The organism is Roseivivax sp. CAU 1753, from assembly GCF_054482575.1.
Genome location: NZ_JBTLRF010000001.1, coordinates 284,822 through 298,407, shown reverse-complemented (window position 1 = coordinate 298,407; position 13,586 = coordinate 284,822). Strand labels below are relative to the sequence as shown.

The 13,586-nt window shown below is 65.9% G+C and carries 11 protein-coding genes; 3 read left to right on the top strand and 8 right to left on the bottom strand.

The window, feature by feature from the left end; all coding sequences use genetic code 11:
- Positions 1–15: 15 nt before the first annotated feature.
- Together ACXYMN_RS01350 and ACXYMN_RS01345 are read right to left on the bottom strand one after the other, a co-directional pair.
- Positions 16–336 (bottom strand): hypothetical protein, encoded by a 321-nt coding sequence (locus ACXYMN_RS01350; protein ID WP_459011584.1) that lies wholly within the window; start codon positions 334–336, stop codon positions 16–18.
- Positions 337–441: 105 nt separating this feature from the next.
- Positions 442–1,620, bottom strand: a complete 1,179-nt coding sequence (locus tag ACXYMN_RS01345) for a succinylglutamate desuccinylase/aspartoacylase family protein (RefSeq protein ID WP_459011583.1) — start codon at positions 1,618–1,620, stop codon at positions 442–444.
- Positions 1,621–1,893: 273 nt separating this feature from the next.
- Between ACXYMN_RS01345 and cphA the strand changes: the two genes are divergently transcribed.
- Together cphA and ACXYMN_RS01335 are read left to right on the top strand one after the other, a co-directional pair.
- The gene (cphA, locus tag ACXYMN_RS01340; protein ID WP_459011582.1) at positions 1,894–4,629 is read left to right on the top strand and encodes a cyanophycin synthetase; all 2,736 of its coding nucleotides are present in this window, start codon (positions 1,894–1,896) and stop codon (positions 4,627–4,629) included.
- 17 nt (positions 4,630–4,646) lie between these two features.
- Entirely contained in the window at positions 4,647–6,836 is a 2,190-nt protein-coding gene (locus tag ACXYMN_RS01335) for a cyanophycinase (protein WP_459011581.1), read from the top strand.
- A gap of 318 nt (positions 6,837–7,154) precedes the next feature.
- On the opposite strand, the gene ACXYMN_RS01330 is transcribed toward ACXYMN_RS01335, so the two are convergent.
- Both ACXYMN_RS01330 and ACXYMN_RS01325 read right to left on the bottom strand, forming a co-directional pair.
- On the bottom strand, positions 7,155–7,763 hold the full coding sequence (locus ACXYMN_RS01330; RefSeq protein WP_459011580.1) for a LysE family translocator: 609 nt from the start codon (positions 7,761–7,763) through the stop codon (positions 7,155–7,157).
- Positions 7,753–8,157: a hypothetical protein gene (locus ACXYMN_RS01325; RefSeq protein WP_459011579.1), complete on the bottom strand. Its 405-nt coding sequence runs from the start codon at positions 8,155–8,157 to the stop codon at positions 7,753–7,755. Before ACXYMN_RS01325 ends, ACXYMN_RS01330 begins: the two co-directional genes overlap by 11 nt.
- Here ACXYMN_RS01325 and ACXYMN_RS01320 point away from each other — a divergent pair.
- Positions 8,111–8,860 carry a TetR/AcrR family transcriptional regulator gene (locus tag ACXYMN_RS01320; protein WP_459011578.1) on the top strand — a complete coding sequence of 250 codons (750 nt, stop codon included), beginning with the start codon at positions 8,111–8,113 and terminating at the stop codon, positions 8,858–8,860. The two genes, ACXYMN_RS01325 and ACXYMN_RS01320, sit on opposite strands and share 47 nt — an antisense overlap.
- A gap of 325 nt (positions 8,861–9,185) precedes the next feature.
- On the opposite strand, the gene ACXYMN_RS01315 is transcribed toward ACXYMN_RS01320, so the two are convergent.
- From ACXYMN_RS01315 to ACXYMN_RS01300, 4 genes are all read right to left on the bottom strand, one after another.
- Positions 9,186–10,703 (bottom strand): di-heme oxidoredictase family protein, encoded by a 1,518-nt coding sequence (locus tag ACXYMN_RS01315; protein ID WP_459011577.1) that lies wholly within the window; start codon positions 10,701–10,703, stop codon positions 9,186–9,188.
- A 63-nt stretch (positions 10,704–10,766) separates the two neighbouring features.
- Positions 10,767–11,180 (bottom strand): hypothetical protein, encoded by a 414-nt coding sequence (locus ACXYMN_RS01310; RefSeq protein ID WP_459011576.1) that lies wholly within the window; start codon positions 11,178–11,180, stop codon positions 10,767–10,769.
- A gap of 145 nt (positions 11,181–11,325) precedes the next feature.
- Complete coding sequence (locus tag ACXYMN_RS01305) at positions 11,326–12,000, bottom strand: response regulator (RefSeq protein WP_459011575.1); 675 nt, start codon at positions 11,998–12,000, stop codon at positions 11,326–11,328.
- Positions 11,997–13,496 (bottom strand): ATP-binding protein, encoded by a 1,500-nt coding sequence (locus ACXYMN_RS01300; RefSeq protein ID WP_459011574.1) that lies wholly within the window; start codon positions 13,494–13,496, stop codon positions 11,997–11,999. The genes ACXYMN_RS01305 and ACXYMN_RS01300 overlap by 4 nt, the downstream gene beginning before the upstream one ends.
- Between the last annotated feature and the right edge of the window lie 90 nt (positions 13,497–13,586).

Genomic DNA, 13,586 nt, shown 5'->3' with positions numbered 1-13,586 from the left:
GGGCAGGTCTACCCGTCAGTTCTGTATTTCCGCGGTCGTGGAGACGGAGTTGCCGGGCGCACCCAACTGCCCCGTGCCGCGATAGACATCGCCGTTTTCCGAAATCAGGGTTGTTCGCAGCGTATCGTTCTGCGTGAGGGTGCCCTTAACGATGCCGTTCTGAACGGACAAGTTGCGCGCGCTTGCCTCCATCATGTCGACATAGAACGGATCAGGGCACGCGAACGTGGTCAGCGCGTCCGTCTGGCCTGCGATGACAGGATCACCGAACGAGACGGACGCAACATCCGCACGTCCCGCAACCGGGCTATTTGGCGTCGACCACGAGGCGGGCACCTGATGGGTACAACGTCACTCGTCGCGCATCGCTCGACAACCTCAGGACACGGCATCCGTCTTGCCGCGTTCGCGCTGAATTTCCGGCTTGGGCTTGGGCCGGCATCACTCTGTCAGAAGGTTGCCTGTGCGGCCCGGAAGCGGCGTTTGACCGGCGATCTTTGCGATGACCTTGCCGGGCCAGACATAGCGCTGCTCGTGGCGGGCAAACAGCGCGCCGTCGGTTTCGGCCAGGATCTCGACATCGCCGCCCAAGGGATCTGAAATGGTCGCGATCAGGTCCCCGGCGCGCATCGTGTCACCGAGCCGGGCGTGATAGGTGATGATGCCTTCGGCACCGGCGCGGACCTGCTGCATCGCCTCCAGCGGGGTGGCGTCGCACAGCAGTCGCGGCAGCGCACCGGGCTCTCCTGCCACTGCGCCGCGGCGTTGCAGGACCCGCATCAGCGCAGCCGCGTCGCTTTCCATCAAGCCGGTTTCGACCGCATTGTTGGACCGCAACTCGACAGTCGCGGCGATGCACGCGGGCGGGACCGGGCTTTCCGGAAAGGCGTCGGACAGCGCAAGCCATGGCGTGCTGCAGGCCTCGTCGAACGGGTTTTCGCCAGAGACAGACGCCAGAAGCACCGCCCGGGCGTCCAGTTCCGCGGCCAGATCCTCGGCGGCGGGCCAGAACACCGGAAGGGTATAGAGGTGCACCAGCGCCTCGTTGTCGGCGTGCAGATCCAGTACGATGTCGGCGTCGCAGGCGAGGCCGAGAAGCGCCTTGCGCAACCCGTCGATGGCGGTGACGGGATGCATCCGGTCCAGGGCCGCGTGCATGGCGGCACGGATCGTTGCGACATTGGCCTCGGGATCGGTGCCAAGCTGGCCGACAAGCTTGTCTTGGATCAGCGCGGCCAGATCCGGATATTTGCGATTGAAATTCTCGCCGCTGGCTTCGTCGAACCGTCCCTGCAGGATACCGAACCGTTGCTGCGCCAGTCCAAGCGGATTCGCGACGGGAACCACCACCACTTCGCCGATGATCTCGCCGCGCCGTTCGGCCTCGGCCAGCCGCGCCGCAAGATCACGCAACACCAGCATGCCGGGCAATTCATCCGCATGCAGACCCGCCTGCAAGACCACCTTCGGGCGCGCCCCGGACGTGCCGAAGCGCAGAACCGTCAGCTGCCCCGCGGGCTCTGCGTCATGGGCGCCGAACGCGACCTGGTCGGGTTGGCGGGATGTCTCGGGCGCAAGTTCTTCTTGCGGCTGTGTCTGGCTGTCAGCGGTCTCGGTCACGACCTTGCTCCATTGTGCAAAAGGATCAAAGCTCTCGTCGGGGAAATCGCTCCGCATTGCAAGAGGGCTTGACGACAGGGCCGGGTCGACACGTCCCCGCCTTCTCAGTCCGCCTGATTTCCGGGCATGTCGCAAAATCGATCCGGCCCATGGAAAGGTTTGCCCGCAGAAGTCTTTCCGCGCCCTTATTTCCCGGGTAGGACCGGGAAATGAAAGCACAGGACACAGCCGCGACGTCCCCGGAGACGGCGGACACCGAAACGGGAGACAGAAATGCAGATCGTCGCGACGAAGGTTTATGTGGGGCCGAACATATTCTCCAAGGCGCCGTTGATCCGGCTGACCGTCGATCTGCACAAACGCAGCGGCAGACCGGTATCGGATTACGCCGACATTCTGGATCCGCTGGTCAATTACGTCCCTGCCCTGGCCGCGCTTGAAACCGCGGATGGCACGCCGGTGCTGGCAAGGATGCGCAGCGGAACGGACACCGATCTGGGCGAGCTGATGGCGCATCTGGCGCTGGCGTTGCAAATCCAGGCCGGCGCACCGGCGCAACTGGCCTTTTCGCGACCGGCCGAGGCGGATGAGGTCGAGGTGCTGTTCGGTTACGAATCCCGCGATATCGGGCTGGAAGCGGGCGATGTCGCCCGCGACCTGATCCTCGATCTGATCGCACCGGACGACGACACCAGCGCCGCGAAGACGGCCGAAGCGCTGGACGACTTCATGTATTATGCCGACCGGCGCGCGCTCGGGCCCTCGGCGCTGGCCCTGGTGCAGGCCGCCGACCAGCGGGACATCCCCTGGACCCGGCTCAACGACGCCAGCCTGATTCAGGTGGGACAGGGCAAGTACCAGAAACGGATCGAGGCGGCGCTGAGCAGCCAGACCTCGCATATCGCGGTCGAGATTGCCGCGGACAAGGAAATGTGCACGCGCGTCCTGTCGGACCTCGGCCTGCCGGTTCCCGATCAACGCGTGGCGCGCGACGCAGAGGATGCCGCCGACCTTGCCGACCGCATCGGCTTTCCGGTGGTCATCAAGCCGCTCGACGGCAATCACGGGCGCGGCGTCGTGGTCAATGTCGAAACCAGGGAGGCCGCGATCGAGGCCTATGCGATCGCCGAGCCGGAAGGATCGGCCGTGGTGGTCGAAAGCATGATCGCGGGCGACGATCACCGGCTTCTGGTCGTCGACGGCAAGCTGGTGGCCGCGGCCAAGCGCATGCCGGGCCATGTGGTGGGCGACGGTGAAAGTACGATCGCGGCGCTGGTCGACAAGGTCAACGCGGACCCGCGCCGCGGCAAGGGCCACGAGAACATGCTGACCCGGCTGGAACTCGATGCCGCGGCGGACCGGATGCTGGCCGAGAAAGGCTATGACCACCACAGCGTGCCCGCCGCTGGCGAGGTGGTCTATCTGCGCAAGACCGCCAACCTCTCGACCGGGGGCACCGCCATCGACGTGACGGATGTGATCCACCCCGACAACCGGCTGATGGCCGAACGGGCCATCCGCGCGGTCGGTCTGGATATCGGCGGCGTCGACTTCCTGACCACCGACATCACCCAAAGTTACCGCGACACCGGCGGGGCGATTTGCGAAATCAACGCCGGGCCGGGCATGCGGATGCATATCGCGCCGTCCGAGGGCATGGGCCGCGATGTGGGCGGCGCGGTGATGGACATGCTGTTTCCCGAGGGCACCCAAAGCCGCATTCCCATTGCCGCGCTGACCGGCACCAACGGCAAGACAACCACCGCGCGGATGCTGGCGCATGTGATGAAGATGGCGGGCTTCACCGTTGGCCAGACATCGACCGACGCGGTCTATATCGATGGTAATGTGACCGTGCGGGGCGACATGACCGGGCCCATGGCGGCCTCGATGGTGCTGCGCGACCCGACCGTCGACATGGCGGTGCTGGAAACCGCGCGCGGCGGAATCGTGCGGGCCGGTCTCGGCTATCGGTTCTGCGATGTCGGCGCGGTGCTGAACGTATCGTCGGATCATCTGGGGCTGGGCGGGGTCGACACGGTCGACGAGTTGGCCGAGGTCAAGCGGCTGGTGGTCGAGGTTGCCAAGGACTGTGCGGTTCTCAACGCCGACAATGAATATACGCTGAAGATGGCCGCCCACACCGAAGCCAGGCATATATGCTATGTCACGCAAAACCCCGGCAATTCGCTGGTGCGCGAGCATATCAAGCTGGGCAAGCGGGCCGTCGTCCGCGAGGCGGGGCTGAACGGCGATCAGATCGTCATCTTCGACCATGGCACCCACATGCCGCTGATCTGGACGCATCTGATCCCGGCAACGCTCGAGGGCAAGGCATTGCACAATGTCGAGAACGCCATGTTCACCGCGGCGATGGCCTATGCCATGGGGCTGAGCCTCGACCAGATCCGCAATGGCCTGCGCACCTTCGACAACAGCTTCTTCCAAAGTCCGGGCAGGATGAACGTCTTTGACGAACACGGCTTCCGGGTGATCCTCGACTACGGCCACAACGAGGCGGCGGTCGGCTCGATGGTCGATCTGGTCGAACGGCTGAACCCGGCGGGCAAGAAAATCGTCTGTGTCACCTGCCCCGGCGACCGGCGCGACGAGGATATCGTGGCGATTGCACACAAGGTGGCCGGTCATTTCGACCACTACATCTGCCACAGCGATGACAACCCGCGCGGTCGCACGCTTGAGGAGGTGCCGCAGATGCTGAAGGCGGCACTTCTGGAAAAGGGCGTACCCGAAGAGGCAATCCAGGTGATCCCGCAGGAAGAGCAATCGGTGCAGGCCGGGCTCGAGATGGCCCGACCCAGCGATCTTCTGCTGATCTTCTGCGACGGCATCACCCGGAGCTGGAAGAAGATCATCTATTTCAAGCCGACCGAGGCCGCCCGCCCGATGCCCGCCGAAGAGCGCGTGGCGGCTGACGGCTTCGACGTGCCCGAGGGCTACCGGATCGTCAGCGACGACCGCGGCGTTCGCATCGTCCCCGAGGCGTGAGCGCGAAAGCAGGCGGCATGAGCAAATTCCCCTCGCCATCCGCCTTCAAGGCCGAAGGCGGACGCAAGCTGGCCGTGATCGGTGGCCGGCTCGAGGATGACAATGATGCGATCTACGCCGAGATGCACAGGCTCTCCGGCGGGCGCATCCTTTTGTTCCCGACGGCCTCGTCCGAGCCCGAAGCGGTGGGCGAGGAAAGCGCCGCCGCCTTTGCGGCGCAGGGCTTCGAGGTCGAGGTCGCACCTCTCTACGGGCCGAATGCGGCGCGCATGGCGCAGGATCCGGCGCTGGTCGCGCAGATCGCGCGGATGGGCAGCGTCTATTTCACCGGCGGCGATCAGGCCAACATCCTGGCCGCGCTCAGCCCCGAGCCGGGCATGACCACCCCTGCCCTTCAGGCCATCCATGCGATGCTGGACGCGGGCGGGCTTCTGGCCGGATCGAGCGCCGGTGCCGCGATGATGTCGGACCCGATGCTTCTGGGCGGCACGTCGCTGGAATCGGTCATTCACGGCATCACCGAGAACCCGGCCGAGCCGGGCCTTCTGGTCGGGCGCGGTCTGGGGTTTTTCCGCTTTGGCATGGTGGATCAGCACTTCATCAAGCGCGGCAGGCTGGGGCGCATGGTGGTGGCGATGAACGCCCTTGGCGTGACGCGGGGCTATGGCATCGACGAAAACACCGCGCTGATCGTCGAAGGCGCCGCGGCGCGGGTCTGCGGCGAATACGGGGTGATGGCGGTCGACCTGACCGATGCCGTCATCGATCCGCGCGGCAACACCTGGCAGGATTTCCGCCTCAGTTACCTCGATCACGGCGACCACATCGATCTGCGGTCGGGCCACGCCTATCCGGCGGTCGGAAAACGGAAAGTGCTGAAACGCGAAATGGCCTACCGCGCGCCCTTGCGATCGCGCCGCAATGCGTTTGGCGCCTACACGCTTTACGATGTTCTGGCGCGGCTGGTGCTGGGCGACACCTCGGTCTATTGCGCCGACCGGGTCGAGGCTTTCGATGCCCGGACCGGTCACAACGCGGTTGTCCTGCTGGAGCGTGAAAAGGGCAAGACCCGCTGTCTGATCGATACCCCCGAGACAGGGCTGCGGATGACGGCCATCAACTTCCGCTGCACGATCAACCGGTCCAAACTCAGCGCCACGCGGATCGCCGACCGTTTCGGGCGCCGGTCCCGCACCTTCGGGATGGCGCCGAACCCCGAGGCGAAGCTGATCTTTCTGGGCTCTTCGCCGCTCAACAGCGCCGAGGAAATGCTGAGCGCCGCGCTTACCGGGCTTGGCCCCGGGCCGGTCGGCGTGCTGGCGGCGGCCTCGTCCGAGCCGCGGGCAACTGCCGCCGACCATGTCAGGCTTCTCAAACGTCGCGGCATCGAGGCCGTGGACCTTCGCGTGACCATCGACAAGGTCGAATATTTCGCCAGCGATGCGGACGCGCTGGAGCGGATCGCCGCGCTCAACACCATCCTGATCTGCGGCGGCAATCAAAGCCGCCTGGTCGAGACCCTGCTGCATCGGGGCGAGGAAAGTGCTGTACTGCGCGCCATCGCCCGTGCCCACGCCCGGGGGGCTGCGCTGATTGCCTGCTCGGGTGCCGCCGCCGCGCTGCCCAGCGTAATGATCGCGGGCGGGTCGACCTATGATGCGCTGCGCTACGGCGTGTCGTCGGATGTCGGCCATCAGGGGCTGGCCATCCAGGAGGGCGTCGGCCTGTTTGCCGGCGGCATTGTCGATCAGAACCTCCTCAGCGGCCGCCGGTTGGGCCGCCTGATCATCGCCTGCGCCGAGGAAAGCGAACGCTTCGGCATCGGGGTGATGGAGGACAGCGCGGTCACCGCCACCCACGCCGGGACGCGGTTGACGGCCCAGGGGCGCCACGGCTGCGTGATTGTCGAGATCAACCCCGACATGCTCGAACTGCAAAGCGATCACTTCATCGCCCACGACATCCAGTTGACCCTTCTGGGACCGGGCGACGCGATCGACCTGGAAACCCGCGCCGTGACGCGCGTGGCCCCCGAAGCCGACAGCGCCGCGCTTTTGCAACGCATCACCCGCGACCTTGCGAAAGAGGCCGGGGCCGCCGTGATCGGCGATACCGCGGGCGTGCGGGGCGTAAAGATCCGGGCCGAAGACAAGGCAAGCTCCGAGTTGCGTATCGACATGGACTGCCCGCGCGACGAAAACGCCTGAACGCGCGCGCGGCGCGTCGGTGATGCCCCGGCTGAAGGGTCGTCCTGGTCCGTCAAAACGGCGCGTGGTCGGCAGCGTCGGCATGTGATGGATCACACCGGCAAAGGCGCAGACCTTGATCGGCGGACAGATGTCCGACGCCGCCAGCCGCGCGATCCCAACCCCCTCATGCAGCGAGAGGGTGACGGCAAGCGACGTGCCCTCGCGCGGGATGATGACCGCGTCCGAACAGGCAGGCACTCGCCGTCGTATGTGTTCCCTTCGAAAAAAAGCGCGCGCACGTGTCTCGCATTGTCGAGCTGTGCCGAAACCGACCGGTCAGCGGACGCCGAGTATCACCCGCAAGCCCAGGCCTGCGAACAGGACGGCGACGCTCTCCTGCATGGCGGACATGAACCGGGGGCGCGTGCGGACCGCGCTGCCAAGATATGCCGCCGCCAGCCCGTAGGCGAGGAAGACAGCGAACGTCTGGGCCACCAGCACCAAGCCCATCAGACCCATGGTCAACGCCGGTGTCGGATCGCTGGCGGGCAGGAACTGCGGCAGGAACGAAACGAAGAACAGCGTCAACTTGGGATTGAGCAGGTTGATCAACGCGCCCTTCACGACAATCGCGCCTCCCGCGACATCGACCGGTCCGACATTCAGGGCGTCGTGCCGATGGCGCCATGCCTGAACAGCCAGCCAAAGCAGATAGCAGCCGCCAAGGATGCGCACCGCGTCAAAAACCACCGGATAGGCGATGAGCAGCGCGGATAGGCCAAGGCTTGCGGCCAGCAGATGCGGGATCACGCCCGCCGAACCAGCCACCGCGGCCCAGAACGCGCCGCGGGGACCATGGGTCATCGCGCAAGCCAGCGCAAAAAGGACACCCGTCCCGGGGATGATCGCAAGGATCAGCGAGACAACAAGAAACTCAACCGACATTGGCTTCCGGCCCCCGGGCGCCTGCGCGCCGTGCCCTGGCGCTCGGCGACAACACGCCGAGGAATACGGCCGCCGCTGCCACCTGCCCGGCCAGAACGGCAGGCCAGATCAGGGCAAACTGCTGATCGAGGTACTTCTGAGGTCCGAAGGATACGAGTGCCGCCAGCGCCGCGAACCCGGCCAGCACCCGGCCTGCGCCGGATGCGACCGGTCCCAGGATCAGGGCCGCCGCAGCCGCCGAAAGCGATGCCCCGAGAAACGGCCCTATTCCAAACAGCGGCGTCGTGGCCGGGGGATGCGGTGCGACCCCGGCATAAAGCGATCCGAGCATGATCCCCTGCAGGATCATGAGACAGGCCAGCGCGGCCCGGGTGCTTTGGTCTTGGTGTGTCATGTCTTCCTCCATTGGCGTAATTGCGTGTACGGTTGCTATTATCCGTAATGACCGTTACGGTTTCTGTCAATCGGCAATCCAAGAGGATCTCATGCGGGACGAAGGTAAAGCGCTGCGGCAGGAGCAGATCGAAAAAGCCGCATACGCCGTGCTTGAAGAAAAGGGCTATGCTGGCGCTTCGATGCTGGCCATTGCGCGAAAGGCACGCGCGTCGAATGAGACGCTCTACAATTGGTACGGCGACAAGACCGGGCTTTTTCGCGCGCTGGTCGGTCGCAATGCCGCCGAGGTGAAGGCGCTTCTCGCCGAGCAGATCGCGGACAGGAACGATGCGACCGAGACCTTGCGCCGGATCGGTCCCGTCCTGCTGGCGCTTGTCACCAGCGACCGGGCCGTCGCGCTGAACCGCGCAGCCGCCGCCGACCCGACAGGCGATCTTGGCCGGACAATCGCAGAGGAAGGGCGCAGCACCGTTCTACCGCTGATCGCCGCGATCCTGGAGCAGGGCCGCGCCGCAGGTCAGTTTGCGTTCGAAGATACTTTCGCCACCTGCGAAACCTATATCGGCCTGCTCATCGGTGACCTGCAGATCCGCCGCGTGGTGGGGCGCATGCCGCAACCCGATGAGGCAACGCTTGCCGCCCGCTCGAAGGTCGCCTTGGGCCATTTCGAAACCCTGTTTGCCCCGGGGTCCCGCGCATAGTCAGACGCGGCAGGCGCAGCTCGGGGTTCGCGGCGATGACGCCGCCCCGGACGTGCCGCCCAGTCCTTGCGCGATCATCGCTGCGCGTCCCCGCGCCCCCGCGTCCCCTGTCGGACTTGCGCCTCTTGGCACAGAGGTCCGGACAGAGGTCGCGGTGGAAGGTCACGCATTGGCCGTGTGGTGGTCGGCAGGTCTTTTTCGATCTGCCGCGCAAGTGGTGCGGTAACGTGCACGGCGGCACCGGGCACTGCCTGACAGGGCGGCAGCCTCGTGATCGGGGTGCAACGCTGCGATTTGCGGCGGATGCGGGCCAGGGGCCAGAGCGTCAGTGATCGGCGTCGACCTGATATATCACCAGATTTTCCAGAAACGCGACGATGTCCGCCTGCGCATCTGCGCCAAGTGCCCGGTAGGCATCGCGGCTTTGCGCCGCCTCTCCGCCATGGGCCAGAATGGCCTCGTCGAGTGTCGTCGCACGCCCGTCATGCAGCCACGGCCCGGTCGATCCGACCCCGGCCAGCGAGCGGGTCAGAAACATGTCCGCGCCGATGCCCAGCGGGTCGGACGGATCCGACAGCTCCGCACCCATGTGATGCCGCTTGAAGTCGGTGAACCAGTTGGCGACGCCCTGCCCGGCCGCGTCCACATCCAGCGCCCCGAGGTGATAGGCCATGCCGCCATCCAGCGTCAGCAGGTTGTTCGGCGGATCGATGCGCATGTCGAACGACACCGCCATGTCGGGGCGCAACCCGTGCTCCGACGGATCCGAGGCGTCGGGAAAGCGGACATCGCTGTATCCCGGCGTGCGGCTTGGCTCTCTAAAGACGGGATCGTTCAGCGTCATGCGCGGGGTGTGACAGCTTGCGCATCCGGTCGCGGCAAAGCGCTGCTTTCCGGCCTCGATGGCGCGGCGGTCGGTGGCCGACAGGGGCACGAGGTCAAGATCGGCAAGCTCGATCCTGCTGACCGGGCGTTCCAGCGCGGCCATGTAGATTGTCAGGGCGGTGACGTCGCCGACGCTCAATTCGTGCGTGATCCCGTCATAATCGCCATCGAGGTCGCCGACGAGTTCGGTGGCCTGCAGCCCCATCTCGTTATGCGCGGCACCGCGCGTGAAGCTGCGCAGCGTGGCCTCGTTGCCCTTCCAGCCGAAGGGTCTGACGACGAGGTCGCTATCGATGCCCTCCACCCGATCTGTATCGATCGTCACCGTGCAGGGATCGGAGGTGTCGCGTGTCACGCCCAGCGTGCCGAAGGTCACGCCCTTGGCCACCAGCGCCACTGTCGCGGCACCGGTTTTGCAGGCCTCGGCCCTGGCCTCTGCGCGCTGCAGGTACAACTCGAGGCTCATTTCCTCTGCCAGACGCTGCGGGATCCCCAGCGCAAAAAGCGGCGTTGTATTGCGTTCCAGATACAGGGCCGGATCGCCGGTGTGGTCCGGGTCCAGTACGACATTCATCGCCACGCCGCCTGCCCCGTTGGCAAAGGGCGCGCTGTGGCAACTGATGCATCGCGTGGCATTCGCCCCGCCCTCGCGCCTGGGAAAATGCGTGGCCCACTCACCGGGACCATTTAGGTCGGCGCGCGGGAAACGGGTAAAGCGGCGACCCTCGCCGATATTGGCTCCGACGCCCTGATCGGCGGTAAAGTCGAATTCGCTGAGTTCATCGCCCATATCGAAGGCGTGGTCGAACGCCGCCCTGGCCTGGCCCTTGGCGACAAGGTCACTCAGGTGGTGCTGGTCGACAGGCGTCAGCGCCTCTGCGGCGCGCGTTGCGCCTGCGCTCAAGCCCAGGCCGAGCAGCAGGCTCAGTGACAGTGTGGATCGCATGGCAATCGGCATGGATCATCCTTCCTGTGATGGGAAAACAGGCGCGCCGCTGACGACTGCGGCGCGCCCTTTCATTCAACCGTTCCGCGGAATTCCGGCAGGCGCGCAGGCCAGCGGGCTTTTGGCATCGGGGGCGCGGCAGGTGCCCTCGATCTGCCGACCATCGGGTGTGGCAAAGCCGCAGGCGGCGTTGACCGCCGCGGCCTCGCATGCGGCAAGCGCTGCGCGTGGCGGCGGGCCTCGGCGGGCATTGCGCCCCCCCGGTGCAGCCTCTTGCGCAAGGATCAGCGACGCGTCGGGGGGTGAGGCGACCGCATCGGCATGCGCGACCGACCCGGTGACGCTGGTGACAAGCACGGCTGCAAACATCAAGAGCGCGGCCACTTTCGCCGTCGTGCGCGCCTTGGGAACTGTGGGGTAATAGACCGGAATGTCGTGGCTCTGGATGCGCCTCGCGCTGGTCCGGCTTTTCTGGGGCTTTGCAAACATCGTGATCTCCTGTTCGGGCGTTTCGTCGCCCGGTGCAGAAGCCGGTGTGCCTCATCTTTGGGGAGTGGGTTTGCAGCGACTATGCAGCGAATGTGCAGACCGGAAAAAAAGCGCGCTTGCGGCGGCAAAGCACGGGCCAGTCCGGTCAGCCTTCGTAGGCATAGCCCACGCCATAGACCGACCGGATCGGGTCACGGTCGCTGACGCTTGCGATCTTGCGGCGGATGTTGCGGATGTGGCTGTCTATGGTGCGGTCGAACAGGTCGGTGTCGTCCGGAAAGGCGCTGGCCAGCAGTTCATCGCGCGAAAACACCCGGCCCGGTCGCCCCGCCAGGCTATGCACCAGCATGAATTCACGTCGCGTCAGGTCCAGCGGTCTGCCGTCCAGCGTGGCGTGCCACCGCTCGGCATCGATCCGCAGTCGCTCGGCTTGCGGCGCGTCGTTCCGGCGACCGACTGAACGGCGCAGGATTGCCTGCACCCGCGCGACAAGTTCGCGGGGCGAATAGGGTTTGCACAGGTAATCGTCGGCCCCGAGGCCAAGACCCAGCAGGCGGTCGATCTCTTCGACCTTGGCGGTGGTCATGACGATCGGCACATCCGATGTCCGGCGCAATTCGCGGCAGATCGTCAGACCGTCCAGGCCGGGCAGCATCAGGTCGAGCACGATCAGATCATGCCGCCCGGTCAGCGCGACCTCCACCGCGTCGGTGCCCTCCGCAAGCAGATCAACCGCCATTCCCGCGTCCAGCAGGTAGTCGCGGACGACCTCGGCCAGCAGGGTCTCGTCCTCGACGATCAGGATGTGGGGCGGGGTCATGTCGTTTCTTTCGGCAAACTGACGATGATACGCAACCCGCCCAGATCGGACAGGGCGGCGCTGATCGTTCCGCCATGGGCCTCGACGATGGCCTTGGACACGGCCAGCCCCAGACCGGAGCCGCCAAAGGCCCGCGACCGCGACGCCTCGGCGCGAAAGAAGCGGTCGAACAGGCGCGCCAGATCATCCTTCGACGGTGCCGGCGGCGTGTCTTCGACGATCAGCCGCACGGCCTTGTCCGAGGCGCGCATGGACAGGCGCACCCGCCCCGGCGCGCTGGTGTACCGCAGGGCGTTCTGAAGCAGATTGTCGATCACCTGCCCGATCCGTAGCCGGTCACAGGCCAGTGGCATCGCGCCCGGCAGGTCGAGGTCAAGCCGCAGCCCCTTTGCCTCCAGCAGAGGTCGGGCAGCCGCCACGGTTTCGCGCGTGATCTCCACAAGATCGTCGGGGTAAAACGCCGTGGCCAACGCGCCCTCGCGCGAATGCGACAGGGTCTTGATGTCCTGCACCAGCCGCGACAGGCGCATCACCGCCGCATGCATCCCGGCCAGAGTTGCCGCATCCGGCGCGCGGACCCCGTCCTGCAGTGCCTCGATCTGCGCGCGCAGTGTCGCCAGCGGGGTCTGCAATTCGTGGCTGGTGTTGGAAATCCACTCGCGCTCGGCCTTGGCTGTGCGCTCCAGGGTGGCGGCCAGCGCGTTGTAGTGACCGACCAGCTGCCCCAGCTCATCCCGGCTTTTCTGCGGAATGCGCGCGGCGTAATCGCCCGACGCCAGTTTGTTCGCCCCCAGTTCAAGCTGCCGGATCGGAATGAGGATATGCCGCGCGACCAGAAACGCGGCCACGGCGGAGACCAGTACGGCAATCAGCGCCGACACCGCGAGCGCATCATATTGGCGGCGCAGGAAGAACGCATCGCCGCCGCTGACCGACGCAAGCGGCGCATTCAGACCGAGATAGCCCAGCAGGTCGTCCCCGGCGCAATCGGGATCGGCGCAGATTTCCCGCCGCTCGCGCAGCCCCGACGGGTCCCGCGCTCCGGCAAGCCGCACCCCGTTCGGGTCCAGCAGCACCAAGCGTTCGCCGATCATCAGGGTGTCACCGGCAAAAGATCCGCCAGGTGGCGGCCTTCCCGGCGGTGGAGCGCCGGGTGGCGGGGGTCGAACGCGTGGCCCGGGCGATGATGCACCGGGCGGCGGCCCGGTCCGTGCGGGCGTGCCGGCTCGCGGTTCGAAGTGCAGGCGGACGAAGTCGTTCCAGGTTTTCGAACTGGCCGTCAGTTCCGGCCAACCCGGCGCCGCCGCGTTGTGTGTCGCCACCAAAGCCTGTTCAAGATCGTCAAAGCGCGTCAACTCCGCGCGCAGCAGATATCTCGCGAACCCGTCGCGCATGGACACCGCAACCAGCAGCCCCATGATCGCGATGATCAGAACGGCGGTTCCCGCGATGGCAAGAAAGATGCGCGCGGCCAGAGAATTGCGAAACAGGGACATGACTGCCGTATCGCATGAAAAAATGCAGACAAGATGCAGCGCGCGCGGCTGTTTGCCCCCATCAAAGGCCGCTTCCGGACGTAGACGGCG

What these genes read in the sequence shown, in the direction of transcription:
- cphA (WP_459011582.1), top strand. Translation starts at nt 1,894, where the DNA reads ATGCAGATCGTCGCGACGAAGGTTTATGTGGGGCCGAACATATTCTCC.
- ACXYMN_RS01335 (WP_459011581.1), top strand. Translation starts at nt 4,647, where the DNA reads ATGAGCAAATTCCCCTCGCCATCCGCCTTCAAGGCCGAAGGCGGACGC.
- ACXYMN_RS01330 (WP_459011580.1), bottom strand. Translation starts at nt 7,763, where the DNA reads ATGTCGGTTGAGTTTCTTGTTGTCTCGCTGATCCTTGCGATCATCCCC.
- ACXYMN_RS01320 (WP_459011578.1), top strand. Translation starts at nt 8,111, where the DNA reads ATGAGACAGGCCAGCGCGGCCCGGGTGCTTTGGTCTTGGTGTGTCATG.
- ACXYMN_RS01325 (WP_459011579.1), bottom strand. Translation starts at nt 8,157, where the DNA reads ATGACACACCAAGACCAAAGCACCCGGGCCGCGCTGGCCTGTCTCATG.
- ACXYMN_RS01315 (WP_459011577.1), bottom strand. Translation starts at nt 10,703, where the DNA reads ATGCCGATTGCCATGCGATCCACACTGTCACTGAGCCTGCTGCTCGGC.
- ACXYMN_RS01310 (WP_459011576.1), bottom strand. Translation starts at nt 11,180, where the DNA reads ATGTTTGCAAAGCCCCAGAAAAGCCGGACCAGCGCGAGGCGCATCCAG.
- ACXYMN_RS01305 (WP_459011575.1), bottom strand. Translation starts at nt 12,000, where the DNA reads ATGACCCCGCCCCACATCCTGATCGTCGAGGACGAGACCCTGCTGGCC.
- ACXYMN_RS01300 (WP_459011574.1), bottom strand. Translation starts at nt 13,496, where the DNA reads ATGTCCCTGTTTCGCAATTCTCTGGCCGCGCGCATCTTTCTTGCCATC.